The 12711-nt window shown below is 69.1% G+C and carries 10 protein-coding genes; 5 read left to right on the forward strand and 5 right to left on the reverse strand.

The features are described from left to right. The 3 genes from A9X03_RS27655 to trmB all read right to left on the reverse strand — a co-directional run. A partial coding sequence (locus A9X03_RS27655) for an MMPL family transporter (protein ID WP_068263971.1) occupies positions 1-2000 on the reverse strand: 2000 nt, incomplete at its 3' end. 58 nt (positions 2001-2058) lie between these two features. Beyond that, a complete protein-coding gene (locus A9X03_RS27660) occupies positions 2059-2766 on the reverse strand; it encodes an NYN domain-containing protein (RefSeq protein ID WP_068263974.1) in 708 nt (235 codons plus the stop codon). 9 nt (positions 2767-2775) lie between these two features. Further along, positions 2776-3567, reverse strand: a complete 792-nt coding sequence (trmB, locus tag A9X03_RS27665; RefSeq protein WP_197499087.1) for a tRNA (guanosine(46)-N7)-methyltransferase TrmB — start codon at positions 3565-3567, stop codon at positions 2776-2778. Positions 3568-3737: 170 nt separating this feature from the next. Here trmB and A9X03_RS27670 point away from each other — a divergent pair, with 170 nt between their 5' ends. The 3 genes from A9X03_RS27670 (at position 3738) to A9X03_RS27680 (ending at position 8355) form a co-directional block, all read left to right on the forward strand. Further along, complete coding sequence (locus A9X03_RS27670; protein ID WP_067756807.1) at positions 3738-4808, forward strand: hypothetical protein; 1071 nt, start codon at positions 3738-3740, stop codon at positions 4806-4808. Then, positions 4805-6382 (forward strand): hypothetical protein, encoded by a 1578-nt coding sequence (locus tag A9X03_RS27675; RefSeq protein ID WP_197505012.1) that lies wholly within the window; start codon positions 4805-4807, stop codon positions 6380-6382. Before A9X03_RS27670 ends, A9X03_RS27675 begins: the two co-directional genes overlap by 4 nt. Positions 6383-6525: 143 nt before the next feature. After that, positions 6526-8355, forward strand: a complete 1830-nt coding sequence (locus A9X03_RS27680; RefSeq protein ID WP_067756800.1) for a phosphoenolpyruvate carboxykinase (GTP) — start codon at positions 6526-6528, stop codon at positions 8353-8355. Here A9X03_RS27680 and A9X03_RS27685 read toward each other — a convergent pair whose 3' ends face one another. Continuing rightward, on the reverse strand, positions 8356-9471 hold the full coding sequence (locus tag A9X03_RS27685; RefSeq protein ID WP_082950470.1) for a sensor domain-containing diguanylate cyclase: 1116 nt from the start codon (positions 9469-9471) through the stop codon (positions 8356-8358). It abuts the gene before it with no gap. Between the two features lie 161 nt (positions 9472-9632). Here A9X03_RS27685 and fadD4 point away from each other — a divergent pair, with 161 nt between their 5' ends. Both fadD4 and A9X03_RS27695 read left to right on the forward strand, forming a co-directional pair. Beyond that, the gene (fadD4, locus tag A9X03_RS27690; protein WP_068263967.1) at positions 9633-11150 is read left to right on the forward strand and encodes a fatty-acid--CoA ligase FadD4; all 1518 of its coding nucleotides are present in this window, start codon (positions 9633-9635) and stop codon (positions 11148-11150) included. Positions 11151-11153: 3 nt separating this feature from the next. Beyond that, complete coding sequence (locus A9X03_RS27695) at positions 11154-12101, forward strand: enoyl-CoA hydratase/isomerase family protein (protein ID WP_068263969.1); 948 nt, start codon at positions 11154-11156, stop codon at positions 12099-12101. Between the two features lie 18 nt (positions 12102-12119). Here the strand turns inward: A9X03_RS27695 and A9X03_RS27700 are convergent, their stop codons facing one another. Beyond that, entirely contained in the window at positions 12120-12584 is a 465-nt protein-coding gene (locus A9X03_RS27700) for a CD225/dispanin family protein (RefSeq protein WP_067756791.1), read from the reverse strand. Between the last annotated feature and the right edge of the window lie 127 nt (positions 12585-12711).

Consider the following 12711-nt stretch of genomic DNA (forward strand, 5'->3'; position numbering starts at 1 on the left):
CTGGTGTCCCGCATGGTCGAGGCGCGCGAACGTGGCATGTCGACCGCCGAGGCCATCCGCATCGGCACCGCGACGACCAGCGCGATCAGCACCACCATCAGCGGGGTCGGGGTGAAATTCAGCCAATGCGACAGGTGCCCGTCGACGAAGATCCACGTCAGGATGCCCATCGTGGACCCGAGCGTCAGCGCGCTCATCACCGCGGCCTTGATCGGCAACACCACCGATCCGAACGCCAGGAACATCAACAGCATGGTCGCGGTGAGCAACAGGACCAGCATCAGCGGAGCCTTGTCGAACAGGCTGTGGATGCTGTCCTGCTCCAGCGCGGGGGTGCCGCCGACATAGAGGTTGAGGCCCTTCGGCGGGTTTATCGCCCGCAGCTCGCTGATCTTCTTGGCGGCATCGTTCTTATTGACGAGGCCGTTCTGGATCACCCGCACCGAGCCGTCCTTGGGCACCGTCGTCCCGTTCGGGCCGGCGACGCAGGGGTTGCCCGCGATCGTCGGGCAGGGCCGCTCCTCCCAGGTCTTGTCGGTGAAGCCACCGATCGAGGAGATCCGGTTGCGGATGTCGGCGACCTGTTGGTCGGTGACCTTGCTGTTGTTGGTGCTCTGAATGACGACCGTGAGTTGCTCGGTGCGGTATCCGGGGAAGAGCTTGTCGAAGTGCTCCTGGGCCTGGCGCACCGAATTGTTCGGCGGCAAATACTTTTCGCTCATGCCACCGAACGACAGGTTGCCCAGGGGGATGACGAGCAGGATCATGCCGACGGCGATCGGGATGGCGAACGCGAGCGGCCGCTTCATCACCCAGTTGACCAGCTTGCCCCAGAAGCCGGCCTCGACCTCTTCGCGGGTCTTGGTCTTCTGCAGCCGGTCGGCGAGCCAGTTGAGGTAGGCGCGCGACCACTTCCAGTTCCGCAGGAACGGCACCCGGAACGCGGTCCGGACGCCCAGCGCGTCCACGTGGCGGCCGAGGATGCCCAGGCAGGCCGGCAGGAACGTGATCGACAGCAGCGCGGCCAGCCCCACCGCGGCGAAGATGGCGTAGGTCAGCGAGTGCACGAAGCCCTGCGGCAGCACCAGCAGGCTGGCGCTCGAGGCGATGATCAGCACCGCCGAGAACGTGACGGTGCGCCCGGCGGTCATCACCGTTCGGCGCACGGCCGCCTCGGTGTCGTAGCCCTCGGCGATTTCCTCCCGGAACCGGCTCACGACGAAAAGTCCGTAGTCGATGGCGATACCGAGGCCGATCAGCGAGACCACGGGCTGGGCGAAGAAGTGCACCGGCCCGAACATGGCGACGAGGCGGAGGATGCCGAGCGAGCCGGCGATGCTGAGCCCGCCGACGATGGCGGGCAGGCCGGCGGCGATCGCGCCGCCGAAGACCAGGAACAGCACAACCGTCACCAACGGCAGTGCCAGCACCTCCATGCGCCGCTGGTCGGTGGCGATGGTGCCGGTCAGGGCGTTGGCGATCGGCTCGAGGCCGGCCAGCGCCACCGTCCCGCCGTCGAGCTTCTGCAGATCGGGCGCGATCGCCTTGTAGTTGTTGAGGATCGTGTCGTCATCGTCGCCCTTGAGCGGGATGGAAACGAACGTGTGCTTGCGATCCTCGCTGACCATGCCCTTGATCAGGGGATTGGTGCTGTCCGGCGCGGCCAGCCAGCCGGCCCAGCCCACCACCTGGTCGGCGTGGTCGGTCTTGAACTTGTTGAGCTGGGCGACGATCTTGTCCCGCCATGCCGGGTCGTCCACCGTCTTGCCCTCCGGGGCGGTGAAAGTGGCGACGATGTGGCTGGTGCGGTCGCGGCCGTAGGTCTGGTCGCCCAGCACCGAGGCCTTCACGGATTGGCTGCCCTCGTCGTAGAAGCCGCTCTGTGTGACATGCTTGCCCAGGCTCATCCCGAAGACGCCACCCAGCAGGCACAGAGCTACCGTGACCCCGATCACGATGTACCGATACCGGTACACAGTTCGACCCCACCAGGCGAACACGCAAGCTCCTTACTGGATCGTCAACGACCCGCGTGGTGTCTCGGTTTCCAAGCCAGTGTCACACACGCGCGGTCAACAGAGCGGACAGCGGCCGGAACGGCTGCAGCCATGCTCCCTGGTCAGGCAGCGAATCTAGGCCGATTCGCGGCAACGGCTCCCGGAACACACCGCTGATGTCTTCCAGGTCGACAAAGTCCAAGGTATCCGACGCTAGCGCCCAACTCGCATGTTCGCGAAATCCGATGACTTGGACGGCGACTCCGGTGCGGGCTATCTCCTCCAGCGGCAGGCGAAATGCCTGCCCGTCGGCCGACGCCACCACCAGCGCCGCCAGCGCCTGGCTGCGCCGCAGCTCGATGTGGGCGAGCATGTCGCGGTCGACGTCGCTGTCCTCGTCGATCTTCGGCTTGGCGAATACGGCGAACCCCACGTTGCGCAGCGCGTCCACCCAGGGGCGGACGACGTCGGCGCTGCCCGGCGCGATGTTGGTGAACACGGTGGCCTCGGGCTCGACCACGACACCGGGCCGGCTCGCGCTGACCTCGGCCGTACGCGCCAGCAGCCAGCGGCCCAGGGCGTCGAACCGCGGGCGCTCCAGGGCGGTGGGTCGTCTGCCCAGGATCGAGCCGAGCCCCATGTCGAGGTTGGGCGCGTCCCAGACCAGCAAGACACGGCCACCCGGCGGTGAGAAGCTGCCCAGCGACGCGTCGTCGGACAACACCGCCAGGGGTTCTGCTGCCGCGGTCTGTTCTTCCGCCAGGCTCATGGTCATCGCCTACTCATGTCGCAGCCAGATGAATTCGGTGACGGCGCTGCCCGCCTCGTGGGCCTTCGTCTCGTACTTGGTGGTCGGCCGCACCACCGAGATCGGGAGCCTGCTCGCGGGGTCGACGCGGCGCAGCCGCGGCTCGGCATCGCCGACGGCACCGATGTGCTCGGCGTAGCCGGGGTGGTCCGTCGCCGCATGCAGGACACCACCAGGGAGTAACCGGTCGGCGATCAGGCCAACCGTGCCCGGCTGCAAAAACCGGCGCTTGTGGTGGCGGGCCTTCGGCCAGGGGTCGGGGAAGAAGACGCGGACTCCGGTCAGCGAGCGCGGCGGGATCAGCCGCTGCAGCACGTCAACGCCGTTGCCGCGGATCAAGCGGATGTTGCCGACCCCTTCGCGGTCGATCGCGCACAGCAGTTGCGCCAGCCCGCGCTTGTAGATCTCCACCGCGATCACATCTATATCGGGTTCGGCCTTGGCCATCGCCACGGTCGAGGTGCCGCTGCCGCAACCGATCTCGAGCACCAGGGGCGCCTCGCGGCCAAACCATGCGCGGGTGTCCAGTGCCGGCTCCATGCCGCCTTCGTCCGTCGCGGACTGGGTGCCGACGGAGAGGCCCAGCTGCGGCCACAGCCGTTCCCAGGTCTGCCGCTGGGCGTCGGAAAGGGCGGATCGCCGGGAGCGAAAGGTCGATGCCGGAAGAAGGCGCTGGTCGCGACGGTCGTCCGATTCCTCCTGGGGCACGGCGCGCCATACTCCCACCCCGGGTTGCGCATGCATTTGTCCATGGTGGCGCATAAACGTGTGATGTAGCCGCCCCTGGTCCGGATTGATACCCAACAGTTGCCTTCAGCTGGTAACAGTCAGACGGTGGCTCGCATCAAAGTGACGCAAGTGCCACCATTCGGTGGGACCCGACCGGCCCCCGGGTCGGATCCATCGAACCGAACGTGAAGCATGAGGGGACGATGAGGGGACAAGGACACCAGGATTTCGTCGACGAACTGGCGGGATTCGCCGCCGGCCACCCCGACCCGCGCGTGACGGCGATCGCGGAGCGGACGGCCGCGCCGCTGGCCGTGCTCGTTCGTGGCCGCCCCGGCGTCGGGCGCGGCACCGTCGCCCGGGCGCTGGCCCGCGCCGGCGCCGCCGCGGGCATCGCGGTGAGCACGGCGGATGGCCGTGCTGCCGACGTCGTCGTCCAGGTGCTCGCCGAGGTGGCCAAGCCCGAAGACGCCGACGCGATCGCCGGCGCCGGGCGCCCGGTGCTTGCGGTGCTGAACAAGGCGGACCTGGTCGGGTCGCTGTCGGGCGGGGACGGGCCGATCGCGGCGGCGCGCAGCCGCTGTGCGGAGCTGACCGCCCGGATCGGTGTGCCCATGCTGCCGGTGAGCGGCCTGCTCGCGGTCGCCGCGCTCGACGGCCTGGACGACTCGTTGTGGTCGGCGCTGCGGACGCTGGCCGCGCATCCGGGCGCCGCCGAGTGCCTCGACGGCTCTTTCACCGGGTTCTTGGCGGCCGACAACCCCCTGTCGACCAGCGTGCGGATGCGGTTGCTGAACAGCCTGGACCTGTTCGGCATCGCGCTCGGGGTCGCGGCGGCGCGGCAGGGCAGGACCACCGCGCAGCTACGGGCCCTGCTGCGCCGGACGAGCGGGATCGACGCCGTCCTGTCCAAGATCTCGGTCGCCGGCGCCGAGGCGCGCTACCGGCGGGTGCTGGACGCCGCCGCGGAGCTCGAGGCCCTGGCGGTCGGTGACGAGACGATCGGCGCGTTCCTGTCCCACGACGACACCGTGGTCGCACGGATGGCGGCGGCCGTCGACCTTGCCGAGGCGGCCGGGCTGAACCCGGGCGTGGCGGGGCCCGCCGACTGGGACCGCGACCCGTCCGCGCACCTGCCGCGGGCGGTGCGGTGGCAGCGTTACAGCCGCACAACCTCGAGCGAGCTGCACCGCGCCTGCGGCGACGACATCGCGCGGGGATCGATGCGCCTGTGGTCGCGGGCCTGCGGGTCGCTGCCGGGGGACTGGCGGTGAGCGCCGACACGCCCGATGATCCGATTGCCCGAGTGGACGCCCTGGTTGCGAGCATCGGGCCGGAGCTGGACCCTCCCGCCGTGCACCGCCGCGACGTGGTGCTGGTGACGGGACCGTGGCTGGCGGGGGTGAGCGCGGTGGCCGCGGCGCTGCGGGAACGGCTGCCGGGGCACAAGTTCGTCGAGTCGTCGGAGTTGGGGCCCGGCGACGTGCCGCTGGCCGTGGTGTTCGTGGTTTCCGCGGCGGCGCACCTCACGCCGTCCGACTGCGCGCTGCTGGACGCCGCCGCCGCGCACACCGATGCGGTGGTGGCGGCGGTGTCGAAGATCGACGTGCATCGGGGCTGGCGCGACGTCCTGGCCGCCGACCGCGAGACGCTGGCCGCGCATGCGCCGCGCTACGCCGGGGTGCCTTGGGTGGGCGCGGCCGCGCAACCCGACCTGGGCGAGCCGATCGTCGACGACCTGGCGGAGGCCGTCTCGGCGCGGCTGGCAGACCCGGAGCTCGATCGCCGAAACAGGCTGCGGGCCTGGGAGTCTCGGCTGGCCACCGTCGCGGAACGGTTCGACCGCCAGGCCGACGGCGCGGGGCGCCGGGCGCGGGTGGAAGCGTTGCGCGACGAGCGCAGCACCGCGCTGCGGCAGCGGCGCGAGGCGAGGACCGAGCGCACCGTCACGCTGCGCGGTCAGATCCAGCAGGCGCGCGTTCAGCTGTCGCACTTCGCGCGCAACCGGTGTTCGTCGGTGCGCAGCGAGCTGCAGGAAGACGCCGCCGGTCTGTCCCGGCGCAGCATGGCCGGCTTCGAGGCCCACACCCGCGGCCGGCTGGACGAGGTGGTGGCCGAGGTGAACGAGGGCACCGCCACCCATCTCGCGGACGTCGCGCAGGTGGTGGGCGTCGCGACGGCCCTGCCGCCCCTCGAGCAGCTGCCGACGGTCGACGTCCCGCCGCCCCCGCTGAAAGCGCGGCGGCACGAGACCTGGCTGATGTTGCTGCTGGGCGCCGGGTTCGGCCTGGGCGTGGCGCTGACCCTGAGCCGGCTGATGGGCGGGCTGGCCGCTCGGCTCAGCCCCGCCCTGTCGGTGGCCGCGGCGGTCACATGCGTGGCGATCGGCCTGGCGGTCACCCTGCTGGTCATCCACATCCGCAGCCTGCTGCGGGACCGGGCGCTGCTCGACCGCTGGGCGGGGGACGTCACCTCCTCGCTGCGGTCGGTGGCCGAGGAGCTGGTCGCCACCCGCGTCCTGGTCGCCGAGTCGGTGCTCAGCAAGGCCGTGTTGGCCCAGGACGAGGTCGAAAACGCCCAGGTGAGCGACCAGGTCGACGCCATCGACCGCGAGCTGCGCGCGCACGCCACGGCCGCGTCGCGGGACGCCGCCGCCCGGGACCGCGAGCTGCCGACGGTGCTGGCGGCCCTCGAGGCGGTGCGTGCGGAACTCGGTGAAGCGGGTATATCTACGTCCGACGATTCCGTTTCGGACGTGGAAAAAGCCGCGGCGGACGAGGCAACCGAAAAACCCGCTTCTTTCAGCGGTGATGCGGATGCCGGGGAAGCTTCTGAATCGTTGCTGTGAGAAGGCTTATACCTGCCCGAGGCTTCCCCGACAAGGTGCTCACGATAACCTGTAGTTAACGCCACCATTCAAGCAGCTGTGTGGTCGAGCACATACGCAATTGAAGAGATGTACGAGTACGCAGAAGGATTCAGGAGATTTCGATGACCTCAGCGACCATTCCCGGTTTGGACACCGCGCCCACCAACCATCAGGGGCTGCTGTCGTGGGTACGGGAGGTCGCCGAGCTCACTCAGCCTGAGCGCGTGGTGTTCACCGACGGCTCCGCCGAAGAGTTCGACCGGCTGGCCGGCGAGCTGGTCGAGGCCGGCACGTTCACGAAGCTGAACGAGAAGAAGCACCCCAATTCCTACCTGGCGTTGTCGGACCCGTCGGACGTTGCGCGTGTCGAGTCGCGGACCTTCATCTGCTCCGAGCGCGAGATCGACGCCGGCCCCACCAACAACTGGATGGACCCGGGCGAGATGCGGGCGCTGATGACCGACCTGTACCGCGGCTGCATGCGCGGCCGCACCATGTACGTGGTCCCGTTCTGCATGGGCCCGCTCGGCGCCGACGACCCCAAGCTGGGCGTCGAGATCACCGACTCGGAGTACGTCGTCGTCTCCATGCGCACGATGACCCGGATGGGCAAGGCCGCCCTGGAGAAGATCGGCGACGACGGGTTCTTCGTCAAGGCGCTGCACTCGGTGGGCGCCCCGCTCGAGCCCGGCCAGAAGGACGTGCCGTGGCCGTGCAACGACACCAAGTACATCACCCACTTCCCGGAGACCCGCGAAATCTGGAGCTACGGCTCCGGCTACGGCGGGAACGCCCTGCTGGGCAAGAAGTGCTATTCGCTGCGCATCGCCTCGGCGATGGCCCACGACGAGGGCTGGCTGGCCGAGCACATGCTGATCCTCAAGCTGATTTCCCCGGAGAACAAGGCGTACTACTTCGCCGCCGCGTTCCCGTCGGCCTGCGGCAAGACCAACCTCGCGATGCTGCAGCCGACCATCCCGGGCTGGCGCGCCGAGACCCTGGGCGATGACATCGCCTGGATGCGGTTCGGCAAGGACGGCCGGCTGTACGCGGTCAACCCGGAGTTCGGCTTCTTCGGGGTGGCGCCGGGCACCAACTGGAAGTCCAACCCCAACGCGATGCGCACCATCGCGGCGGGCAACACCGTGTTCACCAACGTCGCACTGACCGACGACGACGAGGTGTGGTGGGAAGGCCTGGAGGGCGAGCCGGACCACCTGATCGACTGGAAGGGCCAGGACTGGTACATCCGCGAGACGGAAACCAAAGCCGCCCACCCGAACTCGCGGTACTGCACCCCGATGTCGCAGTGCCCCATCCTGGCGCCGGAGTGGGACGACCCGCAGGGCGTGCCGATCTCGGGGATACTGTTCGGCGCCCGCCGCAAGACCACGGTGCCGCTGGTGACGCAGGCCCGCGACTGGCAGCACGGCGTGTTCATGGGCGCCACCATGGGCAGCGAGCAGACCGCCGCCGCCGAGGGCAAGGTCGGCACGGTGCGCCGCGACCCGATGGCCATGCTGCCGTTCCTGGGCTACCACGTCGGTGACTACTTCCAGCACTGGCTCGACCTGGGCAAGAACTCCGACGAGTCCAAGCTGCCGAAGGTGTTCTTCGTCAACTGGTTCCGCCGCGGCGAACAGGGCGAGTTCCTCTGGCCGGGCTTCGGCGAGAACAGCCGCGTGCTGAAGTGGATCGTCGACCGCATCGAGCACCGGGCCGGCGGTCAGGACACACCGATCGGCATCGTGCCGACCGCGGCCGACCTGGATCTCGACGGCCTGGACGTCGAGGCCGAAGACGTCACGAAGGCGCTCGCGGTCAACGCCGCCGAGTGGCGCGAAGAGCTGCCCCTGATCGAGGAGTGGTTCGAGTTCGTCGGCGAGAAGCTGCCCACCGGCGTCAAGGACGAGTTCGAGGCGCTCAAGCAGCGGCTGGCCGACGCCGGCTAGCTAGCGCCTGCGGTCCCCACCCGCGCGCCGGGTGGGGCTGGTCCTCTTCTCCGCGTACATCAATTCGTCTGCCCGGGCCAGCAATTCGTCCAGGGTCGCGTGCTCGGCGACGGGCGCCTGCACCAGGCCGATGCTGGCGGACAGCCGGTAGGTGCGGTCGCTGGTCTCGTTGAAAGTGTGGAACGCCTCGGCGAGCCGTTCCTTGACCTCCGCCGTGCCGGCGTCGCGTTCGGTGATCATGACGCAGAATTCGTCGCCGCCGAGGCGGGCGACAATGTCGGACTCGCGCCGCACCTGGCGCAGCACCTCGGCGACGTCCTTGATCAGCGCGTCGCCGACGTCGTGTCCCTGTTCGTCGTTGACCCGCTTGAGCCCGTCGACGTCGAGGAAGGCGAGCACGCAGTTGTGCCCGAGGTGGTGCGCCCCGCGAAGCTTCTGCTCGGCCAGCAGGTAGAAGCCGCGGCGATTGCTGAGCCCGGTCAGCTCGTCGGTGACCGACAGCCGGCTGATCTCCTCGTTGGCCCTTTCCAGCTCGGCGGTGCGGTCGCGCACCCGCTGTTCCAGTTCGGAGTAGACCGCGACGTTCTCCATGGCGATCGACGTCGAATCGGCGAGGGCCTGCAGCAGGCGCACCTCCTGCTCGGACGGCGGATGCCGGTGCGCCCAGTAGTTGCCGATCGCCCCGATCGGGTCGAGCTTGCGGATCGGGACCATCACCAGGCTCTTGACGAAGGTCGCGCGGTAAAGGCCTTGCGGGATACGGGAATCCCGGTAGATGTCCGGGATGATCGCGGCCTCGCGGTTGCGCATCGCCCACCCGCTGACGCAGATCTCGATCGGGAAGCGGCTGCCCTTCCACAGCGGTGCGATGGCATCCTCGTCGGCGTAGTAGCAGGCGTCGTCGTCGCGCAGGACGAAAGTGGCGCCGTCGCAGCCGGTGAGCTCACGCGCCGAGGTCCGGACGATGCGCTGAATTTCCGGCAGGCTGCGCGCCAGCGACAATTCCTGGACCGCCTGCAGCAGGCGCTCCATGCCGTCGACATAGTCGTAAACGCCGAGTCGGCCGGTCGGCGAGCAGCACGCGGCGGGGGCGGACAGGCGCTCAGCCGCCTCCATGGGCACCTCCGTACCAAGACCGACCGGCCGCTCCGAAACCGCGTCGTGCAAGGGACGGTACCTCAACCCGATCGGCGCTGCACGAGTACCGATCCGGGGCCCGCGGCCCCGGCGCCCGACCACTTGACACCCGTCAAGTTTTTCGGCGGTACAGTCTGCCCATGCAGATTCGCGAGTACCTCGGCGCCGGCAAGCCTGCCGTCATCCTTCACCCCTCCGGCACGGTCATCACCTTCGACGAGCTCGAGGCGCGGGCCAACCGGCTGGCCCATTACTTTCGGCGGGCCGGCCTCGTCGAGGGCGACGCCGTCGCGATCCTGATGGAGAACAACGAACACATCCACGCGGTGATGTGGGCGGCGCGGCGCAGCGGCCTGTACTACGTGCCGATCAACACGCACCTGACAGCGGCCGAGGCCGCCTACATCATCGACAACAGCGCCGCCAAGGCGATCATCGGGTCGGCGGCGCTGCGCAAGACGTGCGAGAACCTGGCCGAGCACCTGCCCGGCGGCCTGCCCGGGCTGCTGTTGATCGCCGACGACGAACTCCAGGGCTGGCAGCGCTACCCCGAATGCGTTGCGGGCGAGCCCGACACCCCGATCGACGACGAACTCGAGGGTGACCTGCTGCAGTATTCGTCGGGCACCACCGGCCGGCCCAAGGGCATCAAACGCGAACTGCCGCACGTTCCGCCGTCCGAGGCGCCCGGCATGATGTCGGCGCTGGTGAGCTTCTGGATGAACCCGGACTCGATCTACCTGAGCCCGGCGCCGCTGTATCACACGGCGCCCTCGGTGTGGTCGATGAGCGCGCAGGCCGGCGGGGTCACGACGGTGGTGCTGGAGAAATTCGATGCCGAGGGCTGCCTCGACGCCATCCAGCGTCACCGCGTCACGCACGGCCAGTTCGTCCCGGCGATGTTCACCCGCATGCTGAAACTGCCTGAGGCGGTGCGTAATTCGTACGACCTGTCCAGCCTGCAGCGGGTCATGCACGCGGCGGCGCCCTGCCCGGTGGAGATCAAGAAGCAGATGATGGACTGGTGGGGGCCGATCATCGACGAGTACTACGCCTCCTCCGAGGCGCACGGGTCGACGCTGATCACCGCCGAAGAGTGGCTGGCGCACCCCGGCTCGGTCGGCAAACCGATGGGGGGCGCCCTGCACATCCTCGACGAGAACGGCAACGAGCTGCCGCCCGGGCAGGCCGGAGAGATCTACTTCGAGGGCGGATATTCGTTCGAATACCTCAACGACCCCACGAAAACCGCGGCCTCCCGCAGCAAGCACGGCTGGGCCACCGTCGGCGACATCGGCTACCTCGACGAGGAGGGCTACCTGTACCTGACCGACCGGCGCCACCACATGATCATCTCGGGCGGGGTGAACATCTACCCGCAGGAGGCCGAAAACCTCTTGGTCACCCACCCGAAGGTGTTGGACGCGGCGGTGTTCGGGGTTCCCGACGACGAGATGGGGCAACGCGTGCTCGCCGCCGTGCAGACCGTCGACCCGGGTGACGCCACCGACGAATTCGGCGACGAGCTGCTGGCCTGGCTGCGAGACCGACTGGCGCACTACAAATGTCCGAAATCGATCGCGTTCGAGACGCAATTGCCGCGCACCGACACCGGCAAGCTCTACAAGAACGGGCTGATCGAGAAATACTCGGTGTGACCCATGCTCCAGGTGGTGGACCTGGCGAGCCCGCCGGATGCCGGTCCCGCGTCCCCGCCGGGGGTGATCCTGGCGCACGGCGCCGCTCCCGACCTCGAGCGCTGTGAATCCTGGCTGGAGGCAGCGACTTTCACCGTCACCGAGGACCGCTGTCACGATCGGCGGGCGATCACGGTCGAGTCGGTTCCCGACGCGCTCGCGAGGCTGACCGCGCGGTGTCGTCGTTGGCCGCACGCCAGCAGCGTCTGTGACGATGTGCTGCGCGGGGTGGACCCGGGCGGCCCGGCGCTGGCTGGGGTGGTGATCGAATCGCTGGCGTACTCGACCCTGCAGGCCGGACCCGAATTCGCGCGCTGGCTGGGCGAACGCGGTCCGGCCGAGATGCCCGACATCGCCGACCCGGTGCTGGCCCACCGCGACGGCGACACCGTGTGCATCGCGTTCAACCGGCCGCAGCGCCACAACGCGTTTTCCACCGACGCCCGCGCCGCGCTCCTGGAGGCGCTGACCGTCGCGCTACTGGACCCGTCCGTGTCCGGGATCGTGTTGCGCGGCAACGGGCCGTCGTTCTGCAGCGGGGGCGACCTCGCCGAGTTCGGCACCTTCGCCGACCCCGCGAGCGCGCACCTGGCCCGCACCCGGCACAGCCCCGCGCTGGCGCTCGACGCGCTGACCGCCCGGCTCGGTGACGCCTGCCGGGCCGAGGTGCACGGCCGCGTGCTGGGCAGCGGGCTGGAGATGGCGGCGTTCTGCGGATGGGTGGCCGCGCGGGAGGATTCGGTGTTCGGCCTTCCCGAACTCGAGCTGGGGCTGATCCCCGGCGCCGGCGGGACGCTCAGCGTCACCCGCCGAATCGGCCGGTGGCGCACCGCCTATCTCGTGCTGTCCGGGCGCACCATCGACGCCGAAACGGCGCTGGCCTGGGGTCTGGTCGACGCGATCCGCGACTAGAACTCGCCTAAAGCGTTGTCAGAAGCCGGAATACGTCGTGGTCGTGGTCGACGGCAGGTTCGAGACGGCGATCACGCCGATCGCCACATACAGGATGACCATGATCACCGCGAACACCGCGCCCGCGATGGCGCCGATGATGGCCCATTTCTTGGCGTTGTCGGCGGCGGCCTGCGCCTCGGCGTACCGCCCCTGGGACCAGAGTCCGGACACCTTGGTGGAGTAGACGATCGACACGATTCCGAACGGCAGACAGCACAGCACGGTGCACAGGATGGCCCAGACGAGGTAGTTGTCCGGCTCCTGCTGGCCGGGCCAGCCCGGTTGCGGCGCCTGCCAACCCGGCTGCTGGCCCGGCCAACCCGGTTGCTGGCCCTGCCAACCCGGCGGCTGCCCCTGCCCACCGGGCGGCTGACCCTGCCATTCCGGCTGCTGACCCTGCCATTCCGGCGAGCCTTCGTACGGCCCTGGGGGATAACTCATGGCAGCCGACTTTCCTTCGTCGCAGTGACTTTTACTCCCGCGCCGCTTTGCTGGTGCCAGAAGTCAGGCAAATATACAGCACACCAGGGCGTCAAGCCCGCACATTCGGACTCAGATGCCACCGCGC

The sequence above is a fragment of the Mycobacterium sp. E1715 genome (genome assembly GCF_001667625.1).
GTDB lineage: Bacteria > Actinomycetota > Actinomycetes > Mycobacteriales > Mycobacteriaceae > Mycobacterium.